The organism is Corynebacterium sp. KPL2680, assembly GCF_040225675.1.
Taxonomy (GTDB): domain Bacteria; phylum Actinomycetota; class Actinomycetes; order Mycobacteriales; family Mycobacteriaceae; genus Corynebacterium; species Corynebacterium rhinophilum.
On record NZ_JBEHFM010000008.1, the window covers coordinates 69,669 to 88,979 of the forward strand.

General features: G+C 60.1%; 20 protein-coding genes. 6 read left to right on the top strand and 14 right to left on the bottom strand.

Annotation, left to right across the window (positions count from 1 at the left end):
- Positions 1-15: 15 nt before the first annotated feature.
- The 3 genes from mtrA to ABRP66_RS05740 all read right to left on the bottom strand — a co-directional run bounded on the left by mtrA (position 16) and on the right by ABRP66_RS05740 (position 1,743).
- Positions 16-708 carry an MtrAB system response regulator MtrA gene (mtrA, locus tag ABRP66_RS05730; RefSeq protein WP_284770025.1) on the bottom strand — a complete coding sequence of 231 codons (693 nt, stop codon included), beginning with the start codon at positions 706-708 and terminating at the stop codon, positions 16-18.
- Between the two features lie 3 nt (positions 709-711).
- Positions 712-1,326, bottom strand: a complete 615-nt coding sequence (locus tag ABRP66_RS05735) for a dTMP kinase (protein WP_284770026.1) — start codon at positions 1,324-1,326, stop codon at positions 712-714.
- A 63-nt stretch (positions 1,327-1,389) separates the two neighbouring features.
- Positions 1,390-1,743 carry a DUF4259 domain-containing protein gene (locus tag ABRP66_RS05740; protein ID WP_239269408.1) on the bottom strand — a complete coding sequence of 118 codons (354 nt, stop codon included), beginning with the start codon at positions 1,741-1,743 and terminating at the stop codon, positions 1,390-1,392.
- Positions 1,744-1,955: 212 nt separating this feature from the next.
- Here ABRP66_RS05740 and ABRP66_RS05745 point away from each other — a divergent pair, with 212 nt between their 5' ends.
- The gene (locus ABRP66_RS05745; protein ID WP_284849896.1) at positions 1,956-2,822 is read left to right on the top strand and encodes a hypothetical protein; all 867 of its coding nucleotides are present in this window, start codon (positions 1,956-1,958) and stop codon (positions 2,820-2,822) included.
- Between the two features lie 120 nt (positions 2,823-2,942).
- Here ABRP66_RS05745 and manA read toward each other — a convergent pair whose 3' ends face one another.
- Both manA and ABRP66_RS05755 read right to left on the bottom strand, forming a co-directional pair.
- Entirely contained in the window at positions 2,943-4,196 is a 1,254-nt protein-coding gene (gene manA, locus ABRP66_RS05750; RefSeq protein ID WP_284849895.1) for a mannose-6-phosphate isomerase, class I, read from the bottom strand.
- 6 nt (positions 4,197-4,202) lie between these two features.
- Complete coding sequence (locus ABRP66_RS05755) at positions 4,203-5,252, bottom strand: exopolyphosphatase (RefSeq protein ID WP_284849894.1); 1,050 nt, start codon at positions 5,250-5,252, stop codon at positions 4,203-4,205.
- A 146-nt stretch (positions 5,253-5,398) separates the two neighbouring features.
- Here ABRP66_RS05755 and cobA point away from each other — a divergent pair, with 146 nt between their 5' ends.
- On the top strand, positions 5,399-6,046 hold the full coding sequence (cobA, locus tag ABRP66_RS05760) for a uroporphyrinogen-III C-methyltransferase (protein ID WP_349838442.1): 648 nt from the start codon (positions 5,399-5,401) through the stop codon (positions 6,044-6,046).
- Here cobA and ABRP66_RS05765 read toward each other — a convergent pair.
- The 4 genes from ABRP66_RS05765 to ABRP66_RS05780 are packed head-to-tail and all read right to left on the bottom strand — an operon-like array spanning position 6,043 to position 9,715.
- On the bottom strand, positions 6,043-7,062 hold the full coding sequence (locus ABRP66_RS05765; RefSeq protein WP_284849892.1) for a sulfite exporter TauE/SafE family protein: 1,020 nt from the start codon (positions 7,060-7,062) through the stop codon (positions 6,043-6,045). The two genes, cobA and ABRP66_RS05765, sit on opposite strands and share 4 nt — an antisense overlap.
- Positions 7,056-7,781 carry a sirohydrochlorin chelatase gene (locus ABRP66_RS05770; protein WP_284849891.1) on the bottom strand — a complete coding sequence of 242 codons (726 nt, stop codon included), beginning with the start codon at positions 7,779-7,781 and terminating at the stop codon, positions 7,056-7,058. The genes ABRP66_RS05765 and ABRP66_RS05770 overlap by 7 nt, the downstream gene beginning before the upstream one ends.
- Before the next feature lie 9 nt (positions 7,782-7,790).
- The gene (locus ABRP66_RS05775) at positions 7,791-8,042 is read right to left on the bottom strand and encodes a hypothetical protein (protein WP_005277497.1); all 252 of its coding nucleotides are present in this window, start codon (positions 8,040-8,042) and stop codon (positions 7,791-7,793) included.
- The gene (locus ABRP66_RS05780) at positions 8,039-9,715 is read right to left on the bottom strand and encodes a nitrite/sulfite reductase (RefSeq protein WP_284770033.1); all 1,677 of its coding nucleotides are present in this window, start codon (positions 9,713-9,715) and stop codon (positions 8,039-8,041) included. The genes ABRP66_RS05775 and ABRP66_RS05780 overlap by 4 nt, the downstream gene beginning before the upstream one ends.
- Positions 9,716-10,022: 307 nt before the next feature.
- Here ABRP66_RS05780 and ABRP66_RS05785 point away from each other — a divergent pair, with 307 nt between their 5' ends.
- Positions 10,023-11,375 carry an FAD-dependent oxidoreductase gene (locus tag ABRP66_RS05785; RefSeq protein WP_349838434.1) on the top strand — a complete coding sequence of 451 codons (1,353 nt, stop codon included), beginning with the start codon at positions 10,023-10,025 and terminating at the stop codon, positions 11,373-11,375.
- 8 nt (positions 11,376-11,383) lie between these two features.
- Here the strand turns inward: ABRP66_RS05785 and ABRP66_RS05790 are convergent, their stop codons facing one another.
- A complete protein-coding gene (locus ABRP66_RS05790; RefSeq protein WP_284849889.1) occupies positions 11,384-12,751 on the bottom strand; it encodes a phosphomannomutase/phosphoglucomutase in 1,368 nt (455 codons plus the stop codon).
- Positions 12,752-12,858: 107 nt separating this feature from the next.
- On the bottom strand, positions 12,859-13,350 hold the full coding sequence (locus ABRP66_RS05795; RefSeq protein WP_410758107.1) for a DUF3499 domain-containing protein: 492 nt from the start codon (positions 13,348-13,350) through the stop codon (positions 12,859-12,861).
- 94 nt (positions 13,351-13,444) lie between these two features.
- On the opposite strand from ABRP66_RS05795, the gene ABRP66_RS05800 reads away from it, so the two are divergent.
- Positions 13,445-13,921: a metallopeptidase family protein gene (locus ABRP66_RS05800; protein ID WP_284785068.1), complete on the top strand. Its 477-nt coding sequence runs from the start codon at positions 13,445-13,447 to the stop codon at positions 13,919-13,921.
- A gap of 87 nt (positions 13,922-14,008) precedes the next feature.
- Here ABRP66_RS05800 and ABRP66_RS05805 read toward each other — a convergent pair whose 3' ends face one another.
- The 3 genes from ABRP66_RS05805 to ABRP66_RS05815 form a co-directional block, all read right to left on the bottom strand.
- Positions 14,009-14,302, bottom strand: a complete 294-nt coding sequence (locus ABRP66_RS05805; RefSeq protein WP_005277485.1) for a WhiB family transcriptional regulator — start codon at positions 14,300-14,302, stop codon at positions 14,009-14,011.
- Between the two features lie 438 nt (positions 14,303-14,740).
- The gene (gene manB / locus ABRP66_RS05810) at positions 14,741-15,835 is read right to left on the bottom strand and encodes a mannose-1-phosphate guanylyltransferase (protein ID WP_284609975.1); all 1,095 of its coding nucleotides are present in this window, start codon (positions 15,833-15,835) and stop codon (positions 14,741-14,743) included.
- A 93-nt stretch (positions 15,836-15,928) separates the two neighbouring features.
- Positions 15,929-16,837 (bottom strand): glycosyltransferase family 2 protein, encoded by a 909-nt coding sequence (locus ABRP66_RS05815; protein ID WP_284781769.1) that lies wholly within the window; start codon positions 16,835-16,837, stop codon positions 15,929-15,931.
- Between the two features lie 134 nt (positions 16,838-16,971).
- Between ABRP66_RS05815 and ABRP66_RS05820 the strand changes: the two genes are divergently transcribed.
- Positions 16,972-18,603 carry an LCP family protein gene (locus ABRP66_RS05820; protein ID WP_284781770.1) on the top strand — a complete coding sequence of 544 codons (1,632 nt, stop codon included), beginning with the start codon at positions 16,972-16,974 and terminating at the stop codon, positions 18,601-18,603.
- Positions 18,604-18,628: 25 nt separating this feature from the next.
- Positions 18,629-19,291 (top strand): TIGR03089 family protein, encoded by a 663-nt coding sequence (locus ABRP66_RS05825; protein ID WP_284849888.1) that lies wholly within the window; start codon positions 18,629-18,631, stop codon positions 19,289-19,291.
- Positions 19,292-19,311: the final 20 nt, after the last annotated feature.

The following is a 19,311-nucleotide window of genomic DNA, read 5'->3' on the forward strand; positions in this document are numbered from 1 at the left end:
AATTCTGATGTTTCCTTACTCCCCGGCACCGGCCTTGCCGGTCTTATACCCCACGCCGCGCACCGTCAGCACGATCTGCGGATCTTCCGGATCGTGCTCGATCTTGGCGCGCAGGCGCTGCACATGCACGTTAACCAAACGAGTATCGGAGGCATTGCGGTAGCCCCAGACGGATTCCAGCAGCGATTCGCGAGTATGCACTTGCCCCGGGTGGCGCGCCATTTCCAGCAGGAGATCGAACTCCAGCGGGGTCAGGTTTAATTCGGTGCCATCGGTACGGCGCACCGTGTGTTCCGGCACGTCGATGACCAGATCGGCAACCTCAAGGGTTTCCGGTTCCGCGGAGTCAGTGCGGCGCAGGCGCGCCCGAATGCGGGCGATGAGCTCTTTCGGCTTAAAGGGCTTGGTGATGTAGTCATCCGCGCCAGATTCAAGGCCTAAGACCACATCCACGGTATCGGTCTTGGCGGTAAGCATGACAATGGGCACCGCGGATTCGCGCCGGATGGTGCGGCAGATATCCACACCATTCATACCCGGCAGCATGAGGTCCAAAAGGATGAGATCCGGTTCGTGCTGGCGGAAGGCAGGAACGGCATCGTTGCCATCCATGACGGGGACGGGATTGAGTCCCTCAGATTCAAGGACAATGGTCAGCATTTCCGAGATCGCTGGATCATCATCCACAACCAAAATCGTTGGCGCCACGTTTTAATCTCCTACAAGGTCATCTATTGCTGCCGTAATAGTATCCGCATCGGCGGTGGCGATCCAGCGCCCGCCCCACCCGGACTCGACTAGGCGCCGGTAAGCGGCGGCGGTGCGCTCCTGCAATCCCCCATCGCGTTCATAGTGGTCGCGCTCGCGGGTGGAATCACTGGCGGCTCGGGACTGCGCTCTTGCCGATGCCACCTCCACCGCCGTATCCACATACACCTGCAGGTCTGCTTGTGGCAGGCCCAAGGTGCCAAATTCTAGGTCATAGACCCATTGGAAGAGGCTATCGTCGCGCAACCGGGCTGCGGAATAGGCAGCGTTGGAGGCTACATAGCGGTCTAAGATCACTACCTCGCGCGTTTGCTTCGCCGCCAGCAATTCCTCTTTTACCCCAAAGCGGTCGAGGGCGAAAAGCGTGGCCATACCGTAGGCCGAATCCGTAAGGTCGCCCATCTTTCCGTAGAGCGCCTCGCGCGCAAGTTGCGCGTGGATGGAGGTCTCATAACGCGGAAAGGAAACGGTTTTTACTGGGACTTGGAGGGCGTCCCGCACTGCGGTCGCAAGTGTATTTTTTCCGGCGCCGTCAATGCCTTCAATGCTTATAAGCATGGTGAGATATGCAGAATCCTTTCTGCTCCTAGGCGGCGCCAGCGGCACCGAGGGAGGTGGTTTTTAAGAAAGTGCCTCGATAAACGGTTCCACGTCGTAGTCTCCTTCGACGGTATCCAGGATCTCAAGGGCATTTTCGGTCAGGGTATCGTCAACGGTTCCCACCAAGTCCCTAATATAGGGGTAGTCTTCAACGGTTTCGCTGGCGCTGAACGGCGCGCCTGCCCAAATGGCGGCGATCGTGGCCGCAGCGTGGGCGTTGAGCTGTTCTTCCTCGGTTAAATCGTTCTTGCTGCGAGCCACCTCGCAGGCATCCTGTACTGCGCGGATTACCCCTTCTTCATCGAGGTTTGCCAATTCATCTAGAAAATCCACGTTGAGATCGGTGCTAAAAATCTCTTCGTCCCAGCTGCTCATTTCTCACTCCTTCGACGGGTTTAGCGCCATTTATACACGCTTTTGCGGCGCAGAAAAATCGGGCATGAAAAGGATTGCATTGAAAATCCACTTTCCCATTTGAGCTTTGTTCACATATCACGGATTCTAAAGGCTGTCGCGAAAATTCCAATGCATGATACTCTCGTTATCAACTTGTTACCCACCCTATGTAACTAAGAAAGGAGAGCACGATGAAGCCAGATTCACGTCGCGTGTACGTGTTCATCGTGCTCGGCCTTATCGCCGCCGTCGTCGTGGGAGTGGGCGTGTGGCGCATGAGCACGCCGAGCGCCCGTTACTCCAACGCCGCGAATGAGTCCCCTACCTCTAGCGTGGCACCAAAAAATACTTCCGCTGAAGAATCGACGACATCGTCGACACATAAGAAGCCTTCGCCGGAAAACTCCACCTCCGCAGAGTCTAATTCAGGCGCTGGTGAATCGGACCATCAGCGCCCGCAATCGACGGACCCATACTTGGCGCCCAATGCCGTCACGCATCCCCACGCGGCTACCCGCCCTACCAAGGTGTACCGCCCCGGAAATGTCTACTCTCCAGACGCTTCCGCTAATAACGCCCCGTCCGCCCAGGGCGGCCAGGCTCCGCAGAATGGTAACGGTGCCGGCACCATGCAGGCAGCGCCGGATAATCCCAGCAAGCCGGATAACTTAGCACCGTCTTCCCCGGCACCAAGCTCACCAGCTCCATCTTCTGCTCCAAGCGAGGGGAAGCCAGGTCAAAGTGATCAGGGTGGAGAGTCCGGAAAACCGGTAGAGCCAGCCGGATCCGATAACCCGGAGCCGCCATCAACGCAGGCCCCACAAAAGTCATATACCAACGGGAGCGCGCAGCGCACCCCGTCTGCTCGTAATGCCACCACAGAGGGACACGGTGCGGGAACGGGCGCGCCTTCTAGCGCACCGCAGGCGAAAAATAAATCCCACGCCGAGCCGGAAGCAACCGGGAAGCCTGCCACTACGCAACAGACGGGAAACCAAGAGCCCACGGATCTCCCTGCAACGGGAAGCTCTGCCGCGGGATCTTCCGCTGCGCGCTAAGTCCTCTATGCGGCTAGCGCAACTGGTACCAGGGAGTTAGCCTCGGCCCAAATGCCGCCAGCACCTAAAAGTGCCCCCTTGCTGGGATTTTCTAGCAAGGGGGCACAGTTATAAGGCCTATTAGACTCGGGCGACGAATAATTGCGCCGTGCAGCCCTCAGGACTTGACTCATGTACAGCGTGAGCTTGGGCGGTAACCACACCGTCGGAGGCCGGCAGCCATGCGGCTTGGCCCGGAGAAAGGATCAATTCCTCGCCCGCGGCATTGCGAAGGTTGAGGGAACCAGCGGTGCACAAGGCGATGGTGGGGCCGTCATAATCGAGGTCGACAGAAGAATCGGGCCCGAGCTCGGCGCGATCAAGCAGAAATTCATCGATGGGCACCGGATAGGACCAAGCCTCGGCACCATGGACGTTATCCTGGTTCCGCTTATCTTTTTGCTGCACCCGCGGCTCATTGGCGGCCGCATAGGTCAGGACCTTCACCAACTCCGGCACATCCACGAATTTCGGGGTCAATCCGCCGCGCAAGACGTTATCGGAATTGGCCATTATTTCTACGCCAAGTCCGGAGACATACGCGTGAAGCTGCCCAGCGTCGAGGTAGACGGCCTCGCCTGGGGCAAGCTCGATGTGGTTGAGCAAGAGCGCGCCAAGCACGCCAATATCGCCAGGGTAGCGATCATTAAGGTCCACCACCGTAGCCATGACCCGCGCTTTCCAATCCTTCGGGTCGGCGGAAATCAGGCGCTCGCCGGCGGCAACGATGGCCTTAATAAGCTCCTTGCGCTTGGCCGAAGGGATGGTAATCCACGTGGTGAAAAGCACCCGGAGGTTGGCGGATTCGGAGGATTCCGCGGGGTCATCGTCAAGCATGGCAAGATAACGCTCAAGCTCTGGGCACTCCAAGGCGGCAAAGAGCTCGCGGGTTTGTGCCAGGGGACGGAACCCGGCCATGGCATAGAAATCCGAGAGCGCCACGATAAGTTCCGGCTTGTGGTTATCGTCCTTGTAATTGCGATTTGCGGCCTGCAGGGCAATACCCGCCTCGTTTTCGCGGGAGAAGCCCTCTTCGGCCTGCTCCTTGGAGGGGTGGGCCTGCAAAGATAGCGGGTCTTCGGCGGCGAGAATCTTCAACAAAAACGGCAGTTTTTCGCCGTATTCTTTGTAGACTCGCGTACCCAACTGGCCTTCTGGATCCTCCGCAATCACCTCGTTGAGAAGCTGGCCATCCACCGTGGAAGGATCGCCTGGGTGGGCGCCAAACCAGAGTTCAGCTACCGGCTTTCCTGCGGCTTCTTCGCCCCGCAGCTCAGGGATGAGGGTGCGCGAGCCCCACGAATAGTTGCGGATTGCGCCTTCCAGTAATTGCATTTATTTCTATCCTTTAGAAATCTCGTAGGCGGTCGCGGCAAAACTCCGCGTAATAAGCTGCAGCGAGCGGGCAAGGTGCCCAAGGCCCGGTTCCGGGTCGGTGCTGCGGACTGCAAGCGAGTTGGGCAGGTTCGCCTCTTCCTGCCCCCAGAAAATCACTTTTAAGGGTATCAAAGGTGCCTCCGCGCCAGCACCGTCGATGAAGGGATCGTAGAAAAGGTCATCGGCAGGCGTGGACGCCGTGCTGGATTCGGTACCCCGATCGAGTGCGCCACTCAGGTCAGCGGGCTCGACGAAGGTCCCGGGCAGCCCGTGCACGGCCCAGATAGTCGCGGCCATGCGGGCGACCAGGGTATCGATGTGCACGCGCTCGCGACGCTCGGCATACGCATAGGGATCGATAACGCAAGAATGGATAATCCGCGCGCCCTCTGCGTATTCGCGCAGCTGCCGTCCCGGGTTGATGGCATCATCGCGCTCTGGAGAAAGCTGCTCGATTTCGCGGTCCACGGCGGCGGCGAGGTCCTCTAGCTCCTCGCGCACCGCGTGTGGGGAGGTATGCACGATGCTGCACAGCGCGTACAGGGCAGTGATAAACCGCGCCGGCGAGCAGCCCTCCGCGGTGGGAAGCGACGGGGCAATGAGGGTGTCTTCCGGGCAATCCTCTACCAGGGGGCCGCTTGCCGGGCCCACCAGAATGGTGGTGGCGCCGCGCTGGCTTGCCGCAATGAGCGCGCGGGAGGCCCAATCGCATTCTGCGGGCTCGCCTACCGCTACGACGATATCGAGCGCGCCCACGTACTGCGGCAGCGATTCCGTCACCACCAAGGGAATGCGCAGTGGTTCGGCCAAGCCGACTCCGAGGTGCGCTGCCTCGCGGGCGATGGCGTCGGTGGGCAATATGACCAGGGAGCGCGGGTTGAGCCCGTTTAAGATTTCACCCCAGCGCTCCACTTGTCCGGCGAGCAGACGAATCTGCGCGCCCTCGTGGGCGACATCAAAAAATCGCACCGTTTCGGTGTCATAGGCGGAACCATCAGTGAAACCGTTATCCATATCGCTCTAGCATAGTCTGGCTCCCACTAAGATGGTGCGGCATGACGTCAGTACAGATTCATCCCGTATCCCTTATCGGTGGCGGCCCCGGCGCGTGGGACCTGATTACGGTTCGCGGCATGCGCGCCTTACAGGAGGCCTAGGTCATCTTGACCGATCACCTAGGCCCTGCCCCGCAGTTGGATAAGCTCTGCGATATTTCCGCAAAGGAGCTTATCGATGTCTCCAAGCTGCCCTACAAAAAGTCGATCACCCAGGACAAGATCAACGAGCTGCTCATCGAGCACGCTCAAGCCGGGCAGAAGGTGGTGCGGCTCAAAGGCGGCGATCCTTTCGTGTTCGGCCGCGGCTTTGAAGAGGTACAGGCCCTAACCCAGGCATCTATCCCCACCACCGTGATCCCAGGGGTGACCTCCGCCATTTCCGTGCCCGCAGGTATTGGCATCCCTGTCACCCAGCGCGGCATGGTTCACGGCTTTACCGTTGTATCGGGCCACCTGCCTCCCGGGCACGAGAAGTCCCTCGTGGATTGGCACGCCCTGGCCCAGTCCGGCGCGACCTTATCCATCATCATGGGTGTGAAAAATGCCCCGGCGATTGCCAGGGCATTGCAAGACGGCGGGCTCGCTGGCTCGACACCGTGCGCGATTATCCAGGAGGGCACCCTGAACACGCAGCGGGAATTTCGCTGTGAACTAGCGCAACTTGCGCAGACGATGGAGGATCATAATGTCTCCTCCCCCGCCGTCTATGTCATTGGCGAGGTTGCCGGCCTCGACCCAGCCGGGGATTAGGCCTTATCCGCCTGCGGTGCGGAGTCCTCCACGATGCTCACGTCCTTGGAGGCACCGGCAGCGTTGTGCGCAAAGCCTGCGGCATGAAATTCCGCGTGTGCCTTGGTCTCGGCGTTCTCGGCTTCCAGCTCCCTTACGCGAGCAGCCCGGGTAGCCCGCGCGCCGTGGATGGTGGCGGAAATACCCACGACGAGAATCATGACCATGAGCAGCGGGGAGACGGAGCCCGGCACCGTCAGCCCGAAGTAGGTTTCTAGCCCGCCTAAGACCTTGCCGATATTCAGCGCCACGATAGCCGTACCCACGAGGCCACCGAGGACGACCGGCTCAATCCGGGAAATCACCCATGCCGCAATCGGCGCGGCAATGGAACCACCGATGAGCAGGGCCAACACGGCGGAGAGGTTGGCGACGATATCCTGCCACAATCCAACGACGAAACCGAGGGTGGCCCCCAGTGTGACTAGGAATTCGGCGGTATTTACCGTGCCGACGATGCGGCGAGGCTGCTCGCGGCCAATTGCCATAAGCGTCGAGGTAGACACCGGACCCCAGCCACCACCACCGGTGGAGTCGACGAATCCGCCGACGGAACCAAGGCCAATCAAAAATGGGGTGGAATGGCTGCGTTTTTGCACAAACTTCGCCCGGCGCGGGCGGGAAAAGCGCCAGATGAGGTTGCTGCCGATGGCTACCAAGATGAGCGCGGTAATGGGAGCAGCCGCATCGGTGGAGATATTGGAGAGCACAGTGGCGCCGATAAACGCCGCGATAGAACCCGGAACGCCCAGCCGGAAGACGGTCTTCCAATCCACATTGCCAAACCGAGCGTGGCTGAGGCCAGACATTGCAGTCGTCCCCAGTTCCGCGGTGTGAACTACGGCGGAGGCTTGGGCGGGTCCTAGGCCTGCTAGGAGGAGGATGGTGGTTGAAGTGACGCCGAAGCCCATGCCGATGCCGCCATCGACAAGCTGAGCGGCCGCACCGGCCACGGCGATTAAAATAAGGGTTAGCATGGAACACCGACCTCCTGGGCGATGTGATAGTGAGCAGCAACGATACCAGCTAGGTCGGTACCCAGAACGGGATCGACGGTGACATTGCTGGGGGTAGATGACAGTGGTTTAAGGAGCAGTCCTGCGGTAACAAACAGCGGGATAACCCGCATTCGCGCAGTGCTTCTTGCCAATGCATGAATGTCATTGCTGCCACCGCGGGTGGCAAATGCGGCCGTAGCGGGAACGCCGGTGATTCGGGATACCTGAGCCGCAAGTCGGCGGACGGAGTCATTGGCCGCAGCAGCAGAGGAACCAACGGAGTAGATGACGTGGTGGGTATCCCCAGACCTGGCGCGTGCCGCGAGCACCGCCGCCAATTCGGCTTCAGCGGCTTCCCGCCTGCCCACATCTGGTACGGCACGCCCTCCGCCCAAGCACTCACCTTGCACCAAGCGCAGGCCTGAAGCCTGTTCGGCCGCAGCGATAACCCGGGGAACGTCAACGCGCTGGTGGTAACCCTGCGTAAAGAGCAATGGAATGACTACGGCCGTATCCTCCCCGCAACGAGCGAGATCGACCGCAGCGGCGGTGAGATCGGGAGTATTGAACTCCAGGTGTGCCGCACGATAAGCAGGTCGGTCTGGAATCGCGGCGGCAGCGGCCTGGGTGAGCTGTTCAACGCCGGCGGCGGCGCCCGGGTGGCGCGAGCCGTGGGACAAGGTAATGAGTGCGGTCATGGTGCATCCTTAATCCACTGGAGCCGTGGAGTGTCCGCGGCGGGCTAGGGAGCGCTGCAGGGCCTCGGTGGAAGAGACTGCTGGGGCCGGTGCTACGGGGGCATCGTCTTGTCCGTGGAAGCGGACCGAAAATACGCGCAGGCATTCCTGGCAATTCCAGGCAAAGTCGTCTTCTTCATCCGGGAAGAGATCGGTGCCGGCGCAGTAGGGGCAAAAGGTGGGGTGATTGCGATTGGGGTTAGGCTTACGGCGAAAATTCACTGCAGATCTTCCTCCTCGGCGCGCAGTACCCAGTGGCGGAACTGCTCGCCTTCTTCGCGTTGTTCCTTATACTTATTGACCAGCCGTATGACGTAGTCTGGGACCTCATCGGCCACGACCTTGTGTCCGCGGAGCTTGCGGCCCCAGTCAGGGGAAAGGCCTAAGGCGCCACCCAAATGGACTTGGAAGCCCTCGACGCGGTTGCCATCGGCATCCGTGACGATCTGGCCCTTGAGCCCAATATCGGATACCTGGGAGCGCGCGCACGCATTCGGGCAGCCGTTTAATGCGATGGAAATGGGTACATCCAAATCCCCCAGGGTGTCTTCGAGGATGTCCACCAATTCGATGGCACGGGCCTTCGTGGTCACGTGCGCCAACTTGCAAAATTCCAGACCAGTGCAGGAAATGACGCCGCGGCGAAACTCCGTGGGCTGGGAATACAGGCCCGTTTCATCCAGCGCGCGCGAGAGCGCCGGAATATCGTCTTCCTCCACATCGAGGAAGAGCAATTCCTTCATCGGGGTGGTACGGATGCGCGAGATGCCGAACTTTTCTGCCACATCAGCAATGGCAATGAGTTGTTCGCCCGTTGCATGGCCCACGGTGGGTTTCACGCCAACGTAGAACTTGCCGTCCTTTTGCTTGTGCACACCTAGGTGATCGCGGCTGCCGGGATTGACCTCGAGCGGGATGCCATCGGCCAGCGGCTTGTCCAAGTACTCCTCCTCGAGCACTTGGCGGAACTTTTCGATGCCCCATTTAGCCACCAAGAACTTCAGGCGCGCGCGATTGCGGTTGCGGCGGAAGCCATAGTCGCGGAAGATGCTGACCACGCCGGCCCATACTTCCGGAACGCGCTCGAGTGGCACCCACGCGCCTAATGACTGCGAGAGCATGGGGTTGGTGGACAGTCCCCCGCCCACGAAGCAATCGAAGCCGGGCCCATATTCGGGGTGGTTGACGCCTACGAAGGCAACGTCTTGAATTTCGTGCGTAACGTCCTGGCGCGCATTGCCGGAAATAGCGGTTTTGAACTTGCGGGGAAGGTTATGGAACTCCTCGCGCGGTAAGTAATTATTCTTGATTTCCTCGATAGCTGGGGTGGCATCGATAATCTCATCTTCAGCCACTCCCGCGACCGGCGAGCCCAAAATGACGCGGGGCACATCGCCGCACCCCATCAAGGTGCCCAGGCCCACGGATTCGAGTTTGTCCCAGATGGTGGGTACGTCTTCGATCTGAATCCAGTGCAGCTGGATATTCTGCCGGTCTGTAAAGTCCGCGGTAGAGCGAGCATAATCGCGCGAGATTTCTCCCACCGCGCGCAGCTTGGCCGGATCAGCACGGCCGCCATCGAAGCGCACGCGCATCATGAAGTATTCATCTTGCAATTCTGCATTGGACAGCTTGGCGGTCATCTCCCCACCCAAGTTCTGATTGCGCTGCGTATACAGCCCCAACCACTTAAAGCGCGGCGCTAAATCCTCCGGTGGGATAGAGGAAAATCCCTGCTTGGAGTAGATGTCTATTACGCGCTGCTTGGCTGAGAGACCACCATCGTCCTGCTTGATGGCCTCATCGTTATTCAACGGTTCCTTACCGTCAATTTTCCACTGGCCCTCGGGCTTATTGGCGCGTGGCTTGCGTTTGGTCGTCGTTGCGGTAGCCATAATGTGGTGTAGACCTCCCTTTCAAAGCGTTGAAGGAAAACCTACCCGTCTACAGATCGCATACAAAGCGGTCTGTTTTATTTTCACCTTCGCCAGCGCCGTGACCAGCGCATTAAAGGCATTTAATAAAGAATCTAATTATCCCACTTGTGCGCAAACAGACCATACGGTTCACTCTGTTAAGAGAAATTCCGTACTCACCTGCCGGAAATAGACCACTCAGTCTATTTGCGCATATCCGTTGAGGACTCCATTTCCTCCTCGCATCGCCGCGGGAGAATACGCACACTAGAAAGGCAGATTTACCGTGTCAGATAAACCCTTAAACGTAGCCGTCATTGGTGCCGGCCCCGCCGGCATTTACGCCTCCGACATTCTGGTGAAAAAGACCGGCGGAAACGTGCGCATCGATCTCATTGAGCAAATGCCCGCGCCCTTCGGTCTCATCCGCTACGGCGTGGCCCCTGACCACCCACGTATTAAAGGCATCATTAAATCCTTGCACCGCGTCTTAGATACGGAGCAGATTCGCCTGCTTACCAACGTGCACATCGGCCGCGATATCACCGTAGACGAGCTCCAGCAGCACTACGATGCCGTCGTCTTCGCCACCGGCGCAGTAGGCGATCGCCACCGCGATATCCCTGGTGCACAACTGCAGGGAGTGCACGGCGCCGGTGAGTTCGTGGGCTTTTATGACGGAAATCCGCGCTTTGAGCGCGAGTGGGATCTCTCCGCCAGCGAGGTCGCCGTCATCGGCGTGGGCAATATGGGACTGGATGTCTCACGCATCTTGGCCAAGACGGGCGATGAACTCAAGGTGACCGAAATCGCCGATAATGTCTACGATTCGCTGGCACAAAATAAGGCAGAAACCGTACGCGTCTTCGGGCGCCGCGGGCCCGCCCAAGCCAAGTTCACCCCGCAAGAGCTCAAAGAGCTCGACCATTCGGAGAACATCAATGTGGTCGTCTCCCCGGAAGATATTGATTACGACGAGGCCTCGCTAGAGGCTCGCGCTTCCAGCAAGTCTACGGATTTGGTGTGCCAGGTTCTTGAGCAATATGCCATTCGCGATCCCAAACAGGCCCCGCATACGCTGCAGATCCACCTCTTCGAGCAGCCGGTGGAGATCCTCGGTGAGAACGGCCGAGTCAGCGGGATCAAAACGGAGCGCACAGAGCTGACCGGCGATGGCAGCGTGCGCGGGACGGGTAAATTCACCACGTGGCCAGTGCAAGCGGTCTACTTTGCCACGGGCTATCGCTCAGACGCCGTGGATGGCGTGCCATTTAATAGCGAGAAAAACGTTATCAACAATGACGGCGGCCACGTCATCGACGAAGAGGGCGCCATCGTGCCCGGCCTCTACACCACCGGCTGGGTAAAACGCGGGCCCGTGGGCCTGATTGGCAATACCAAGTCCGATGCCAGTGAAACCATTGGCATGCTGCTTGATGATGCCGCCGCGGGCACCCTACCGTCCCCCACCGCCGGCGATATCACCGAGGCCTTCGCAGATAAGGGCATCGACTACCTCACGTGGCAGGATTGGCAGCGCCTCGATGCCGCTGAGCGCGCTTTGGGCGAGCGCGAAGGCCGCGAGCGAAAGAAGTACGTGGAGTGGGAAGACATGGTCGCCCACTCCCGCGCGCAGTAATTCAGTAATTAGCGCCTGATGATGGCGAGGACCTCGTCTACGATCTGCTGCACCTCTTCGGAGGTCTTCGCCTCAACATTGAGTCGCAGCAGCGGCTCGGTATTGGAAGCGCGCACATTAAACCAAGCATCCGTGCCCTTGAGCTCGACCGTAACGCCATCTAGCTCATCGACGGATTCAATCTTATCCGCCAGCTCATCGAGTACCGCCTGGGTGGCGGCCTGTTGATCCGCCACGGTGGAGTTGATCTCCCCGGAGGCCTCATAGCGGGAGTACTCCGCCATGAGCTCACTAAGCGGCTTATCCGTCTGCCCCAGCGCGGCCAGAACGTGCATGGCGGCCAGCATGCCGGAATCGGCATTCCAGAATTCCTGGAAGTAGTAGTGCGCGGAGTGCTCGCCGCCAAAGGCCGCCCTGTGCTCGGCCATTTGAGCCTTGATGAAGGAGTGACCCACGCGCGTGCGCACTGCGGTACCGCCCTTTTCCGCGATGAGCTCCGGCACCGTCTTGGAGGTAATTAGGTTGTGGATGATGGTCGCGCCTGGAAATTTATCCAAGTAGCGGCTAGCCACCAGCGCACAGATGGCAGACGGCGATACCGGCTGGCCCTTTTCATCCACCACGAAGCAACGGTCTGCGTCGCCGTCAAAGGCAAGGCCGATATCGGCCTTTTGCTCTACGGTGAATTTCTGCAGATCCTCTAGGTTCTTGGGATCCAGCGGGTTCGCCTCATGGTTGGGGAAGGTGCCATCGAGCGCAAAGTAAAGATCGCGGACATCGAAGGGCAGGCCATCAAAGACGGCCGGGACGGTGTGCCCGCCCATGCCATTGGCGGCATCGACGGCCACGACCAGCGGCTTGGATTCTTCCAGCGGCACGAGGTGGCGCAGGAAGTCCGCGTATCCGGTCAGGATTTCTTGCTCGGCGATAGCACCATTGGGGCCGTCGTAGTTTGGGGTGCCATCGATAAGCATCTGCTTAATCTCTTCCAGCCCAGTCTGTTGTCCAACGGGGACGGCACCGGCGCGGCAGAGCTTGATGCCGTTGTACTTCGCCGGGTTGTGGGAGGCAGTAAACATCGCGCCCGCGCACTCCATAGAACCCGCGGCATAGTAGAGCTCATCGGTGGAGGTAAGCCCCAGAAGCGTCACGTGGAGGCCTTGGCTCACCACGCCCTCAGCAAAGGCTTGCGCCAGCGCGGGAGAAGACGGGCGCATATCGTGGCCTACGGCCACGGTGTTTTCGCCTTCTTCGCGCAGGATTGCGGCGAAAGCGGCGCCAGTATCGCGCACGAAGTCTTCATCGATATCTTCGCCCACCACGCCACGGACGTCATAGGCCTTAATCACTGCATCAAGATGCTCACGAGTTCGCATACCTCGCAATAATACTCCCCGCCTGCGGGCAACTAGCGCAGTGCTCCTTCCGTGTCTGCAGCTAGCTAGCGCGAGCTTTCTCAGGCGCTGTGCTCAGCGCCCTTGCTTTAATCAGACTCGGTGTCCATGTCCTGCTTCTCGGCAGAATTATCTTCGCTGTGCGCATCGGGAACGACGGACAGGTGAGCGCGGCGGGCCTTTTTGGCATAGGCCACGCGGCGAGTGCGAAATACCGGGTGATTAGAATTGGCAGGATCAGCGCCATCGAAGGTGGCGGTGTAATCGATGGGATCTGCCCCGGAGCCGGCGCTGCGGTCATCGACAAGCCCCGTTGTTACCCTGCCGTCTTCCTTGACCGCCTGGGCCAGTGCCATAAGGTCATCATCCTCGTCCAGCTCAATGCGGTCTACGCGCACCAGCTCCCACCCCACCGGCGCAGAGATGCGGTCGCGGTGGGTGCTGCACAGATCCCAGCTATGCGGGTTATCCTCTTCTGCCAGCGGACCAACCACTGCGGTTTGATCCGCATATGCATAGGTCAACGTCGCCACGGCGGGTCGGCCGCAGCCTGGGCGGGAGCAATGGCGAGATTCAGTCACGGACAATAGTCTAAACCCTTGGTTGAGATTTAGATAGTACTTCCCCGGCGTGGCTGCACTTATTGCGCCGCCACCGAGCTTTAGAATCAACGCCATGACCGCCGCTCGCCCCCGCCCGCATATTCGTCCCGCCCGCGACCGCCACGGGCGCGGCCTGCACGGGCCCTTGCTACCGCAGCAAACCCCGCGCTACCGCAGCGCCCGCGAGCTCTTCGATGCCGCCGTCCTCGAGGCCTACGCACCCATTCAGCACGCCTTCGCCCCGCAATTGCGCGGGCTCGACCTTGCGGTAGATACCATCCCGCGCATGCGACTTTCGGCGGATATGACGGTGCTGCCAGATGAGATCATTGCTGATGGCCCAGTGCCGCTCGGCCGCATCGTGCCCGCCGGTGTCGACCCTGCTGGCACCCCCACTCGCGCCCGGCTCGTTATCTTCCGCATGCCCATTGAGCAGCGTGCCGTCACCTCCGCCGAGCGCGCGGAACTCCTCGGCACGGTCATTACCGCCCTGGTGGCCAATTACTTAAACCTCGCCCCAGAGGAGGTAGACCCGCGCTATAGCTGGTAGGGACACCTTTTCGCACCACAAAGAAAACTCTAGCCCTTGACCGCACCACTCAGGGGGCGCAGCCAAGGGCTAGAGCACACAACTTAATTAACCAATCTCGCGCTTAAGGCGACGGCGTTCGCGGTCCGAAAGCCCGCCCCAAATTCCGAAGCGTTCATCGTGCTCCAGCGCGTATTCCAAGCATTCATCGCGCACCGCGCAGGCTTGGCAGATACGCTTTGCCTCACGGGTGGAACCTCCCTTTTCAGGGAAGAATGCCTCTGGATCCGTCTGCGCACACAACGCTTGATCCTGCCACTCCTGCTCGACGGCACCGAAGAGTTCATCGAGCGATACCTCTGCAGCAGCACCGCCACGGAGAATGGCGTTGTTATTAGCCATTTTGTCCACGCCTTTTCCTTTCTCCGAGGTTGGGTAATCCTAATCAGTGCAACCGACTGTACACGAGGCTGAAGTGCGGCTAAATCGCCGTCAATCCGCGAACCAATCCGTGAAAACAAGTGCGTCGGTCGCCGTTTCTTGCACTGATGTAATTTCACACCGGATCACTAAATATCGTCAACCTGAATTAGTGCCTTTTTCGCGCTTTATCGCAAAAACGCTGCACACGATCCCCATCCGTCACATTAGTAACACCCGGTGCCATCCGGGGGTGTAGGTAGGGGGTACTAGATATAGTGGTACCCGGTTTTTCTGTCAACAATTTTCAGGAACTTTCGGCGTGTCTCCCAAATCTCGACCGGGCAGGGATCACAAAGCCCTCCACACCGCGCGGCGTTACCGAGCTGCAGGCGGTGCGGAAGGAAGGCGGCGGGCGCTTTAGGCGTCGGAGCTAAAGCGAATGCCGGCATCCGGGATGGTCACGCCGGGAAAGACTCGCATGCCGTCCACGAGCTCACAGCGGGCACCCACGTGGGCGCCTTCGCCGATGACGCAGTTTTCGATGACCGCATTGGCACCGATGTGGGCGCCCGAGGCAATGATGGAGTTGTGGATGATGGCGCCCGGTTCGATGCGAACGCCATCAAAGACCACCGTTCCCTCCAAGCGGGAGCCCGCACCCACCTCGGATCCGCGGCCCACCGCGGTGCCAGATAGCAGCAGCACGCCGCCGGCAATTCCCGCAGAGGATTCCACGAGGGACTCGCCGGTGCGGCCCTCCAACAGCGGCGATGGGGCGATGCCGCGCACCAGGTCGGAGGAGCCGCGGGTGAAGTCATCCGGGCGGCCCATATCGCGCCAGTAGGAGTTATCGACGTGGCCGACGACCAAGCGGCCATCGGCAAGCAAGCCCGGGAAGGTCTCGCGCTCTACCGAGACCACGCGGTCTGCAGGGATGGACTCGATGACGGAGCGGTCAAAGACGTAGCAACCGGCATTGATCTGGTTGGTTGGTGGATCCTCGGTCTTTTCCAAAAAGGCCGTGACCCGGCCCTCAGAATCCGTGGGCACGCAGCCAAAGGCGCGCGGATCCGCCACGTTGAGCAGGTGCATGGTGACATCGGCACCCTTGTTGTGGTGCGTGGTCAAGATGCCCTCTAGATCCATGCCGGAAAGAACATCGCCGTTGAAGACCATGACGGTGTCATTGCGCAGCTTGTCATAGACGTTGCGGATACCGCCGCCGGTGCCCAGCGCGGTTTCTTCCACCACGTATTCAATGTCTAGGCCGAGCTCGGATCCATCGCCAAAGTATTCCTCGAAAACCTCTGCCTTATACGAGGTGGACATCACCACGTGCTCAATGCCCGCGGCCTTGATGCGGGCGAGCAGGTGCTGCAGGAACGGGTAATTTGCCGTCGGCAGCATGGGCTTGGGCGTACCAATGGTCAGTGGGCGCAGGCGGGTACCGCGCCCGCCCACCAAAATCACCGCATCGGTGGTGGCACCATGAGTGGTGGCTGCTTCAGTCATAGTCATCCTTTGTATGCAGACAATCTTATTCTGAGGTTTTTCGAAGGTCAGTGTATGCGGCCGCGGCCAGAAACCAGGTCAACGGCACGCGCTTCAGGCCTCCGAATCTTTGGCCGTGCTGGCGCGTGCGGCCGTTACCGCTCCCCGCGCCTGCAATCCCAGCCACAGCGCGGCGCGCAGCGGGGCCTGCCACCACGCCGGGTGACGGTCCGCCTGGAAGCGATACGCGGAACTGTGGTGCGCGCGCAGCATCGCCCCGGCGTGCGCCTGGGTGGAATGCCCCTTGGCGTGGCTGATGACGGCTTCCGGACAGAAAATATTTTGATACCCGGCGCGCGCGAAGCGATCGCCCAAGTCCACGTCTTCCAAATACATGAAGTAGCGCTCATCAAAACCGCCGATGGCATCGAAGGCCTCCCAGCGCACCAAGAGGCAGGATCCGGATAACCACCCGGCGGGGCGCTGGACGGACATATCGGCATCGTTGCGGTACGTGCGTGTCCACGGATTAGAGGGCCATAGGTTAGAAAACAGCGCGTGGCCGATGCCGGTGGATATATTGGGCACCGACCGGGCAGACGGATAGTTGCTGCCATCTGGTTCCACGATGCGCGGGCCTACCGCCGCGGCATCCGGCCAGCGGCGTGCGCACGCGATCATCTGGTCAATGGCGCCTTCACTAAAGGTGACATCCGGGTTAGAGATAAGGAAAAACTCATCATCTACGCGCTGGTTCTCGCGCACCCACCGCGCACCGGCGTTCATGCCGGCGCCGTAGCCGATATTGCCGCCGGTATCGAGGAAGTGCACGTCCTCTTCTTCCGCAGCGGCGGCTTCCGGGATACCGTCGGTCGAACCATTATCCGCCAGCACCACCTGGGTGCCGTTAGCACCGGCGTCCGGCAGGGAGTCTATAAAGCGCGCCAAGTACTCACCGGGGTTGTAGGTCACGGTGATAACGGCGAGCGGAGCTGTAGTTTCAGTAGTCACAATGGGCCCCAAGCTTAGTCATGCCAGAGGCCACGTCAGGAGACAGACACTGTTTCAAACACGCGAAACTGGTCACGGATCCCTAATTTCGGCGAGATCTCCCCTAAACTATCTCCAGATCCCCGGAAAGTAGAAAGCCTTCACTTGTGACTTCTGAGAACACTCGCCGGGCGCGCAATATCCAACCCGCGCCCTCTGCCGCTAGCGCGGTTAAGCAAAAGGGTTCCACGGCCACCAAAACCATCGTGGCCGTCATTTCTGCCCTCATCCTAGCTGTCTCCGGCGTGGGCTATGCCACGGTGGGGCGCCTGGATACGGGCATGTCCTCCGCCTCGGACCTATCTTTGGGCGAGGATGGTTTATCCGATCCTTCCTTGGACGGCGCCGCCGATATCTTGCTCGTGGGCAAGGACTCGCGTACCGATGCCCAGGGCAATCCGCTCTCCGAAAAGGAGCTGGCGGATCTCCACGCCGGCGTTGCCGAGGGCGAGGAAAATACCGACACCATCATGCTCGTGCGCATTCCAGAAGACGGCTCGCGCGCTACCGCGGTCTCCATTCCGCGCGATACCTATGTCAACGATCCGGACTACGGCAATATGAAGATCAATGCCGTCTACGCCTCGCACAAAAACGACAAGGTGCAACAGCTCCAGCAGGAAAACGCCCAGGCGGAGGCGCAGGGCGAAAAGAAACCGTATTCGGATAAGGACATCGAAAAGCACGGCGTGGAAGCCGGCCGCGAAGGCCTGCTCAAGATGGTGCACTCCCTGACCGGCGTGTCCATTGACCACTACGCCGAGGTGGGCTTGCTGGGCTTTACGCTGCTTACTGATGCCGTCGGCGGCGTCGAGGTGTGCCTCAACGAGGATGTTGAGGACGAGATGTCCGGCGCCAATTTCCATAAGGGCACCCAGACCCTCGATGGCGCGCAGGCGCTGACCTTTGTGCGCCAGCGCTATAACCTGCCGCGCGGTGACCTTGACCGCATCGTGCGCCAGCAGGCGTATATGGCCTCGCTGGTCAATAAGGTGCTCGATAATGACACGCTGACCAGCCCGTCCAAGCTATCCAAGATTGCGAAGGCTGTGGAGCGCTCCGTGGTCATCGATGATGGCTGGGACATCATGGGCTTTGTCACCCAGCTGGCCGGCCTGGCCGGCGGCAATGTCACCTTCACCACTATCCCGGTCACTTCTATCGATGGCCGCGGCGATTACGGCGAATCCATCGTCACCATCGATACCAATGAGGTCCACCGCTTCATGGAGGATCTGGCCATGTCGCACGAGGAAGCCGAAGAGGACGCGGCCAACAAGGAGGAAAACTCCGAAAACGCGCCGGAGCACGATGCCGATATCAACTCCGATAACGAGGTCCACGTCCTCAATGCCGGCAATATCGATGGATTGGCCGCTGGCATTGGCACCTGGCTGGAAAACACCGGCTATACCGTTGAGCGCTCCGCCAACGCCCAGCCCGGTATCTACTCCGAGTCCCAGGTCGTGGCCGCAGACCCGGAGAGCGAAGATGCCAAGAAGCTGGCGGAAAAGCTCGGTGGCCTTCCTGTGGTAGAAAATCCGCAGCTCGATGACAATACCTTGCTCGTCGTGGCCACCGATGATTACCAGGGCCCTTCCGATGAGGAGGCCAGCGCCGAGGAATCCGCAGCCGAAGAAGATACCGACCTGGTAGGAACACCGGGCAATGACTTCGGTGCCAACAAGGTCGCGCCTGAAATCGACGCCGGCGGCCACGGTCCGCGCTGCGTGAACTAAGCAGGCTGGCCTACGATGGGCGGGTATGGAACTACTCGCCCATCTTTTAAACGCCGATGCCGCCACCCCGCGGCTGACTGTTTATAACGAATCCACCGGCGCGCGCATGGATTTTTCCGCCCAGACGCTCGATAACTGGGTGGCCAAGATCGCCAATATGTTGGAAGAAGAGCTCGACTTAGAGCCGGATTCCACCATCGCCATCGACGTGCCCACCTCGTGGCAGGCCGCCGTCATTGCCTTAGGCGCCCTTGCCGCCGGGCCCACCTTTGATTTCGGTGAATCGGCCGCGCTTGCCGATGTCGTCTTTACCTCCCCCTCCCGCTACCTCGCTGCCCAAGAGCGACAGCCACAGGCCGATATCGTGCTCATCAGCGATGATCCCTTTGGCCGCGGCATCGTCGAATCCGGCGGGGATCTGCCCACCGGTGCCATTGACTTCGGCCCCACCGTCCGTTTTTATGGAGATCAGTACTTTGGTGAAACCCAACCCCTGCCGGAATTGGTGACCCCGCCCGGCGGCGCCGAGCGGCTGCTATCCACCGGTTGGAGCGATAAATCTTCCTTCACCCGCGCCGTCCTCGAGCCCTTAGCGGCCGGCGGCTCCGCCGTCATCGTCGCAGGACTTTGCCCCGCGTCCCGCCTGGATGAAATTGCAGCGAATGAGAAAGTAACCGCCCGGCTCTAGGCCAAGTGCCCTATACTTGC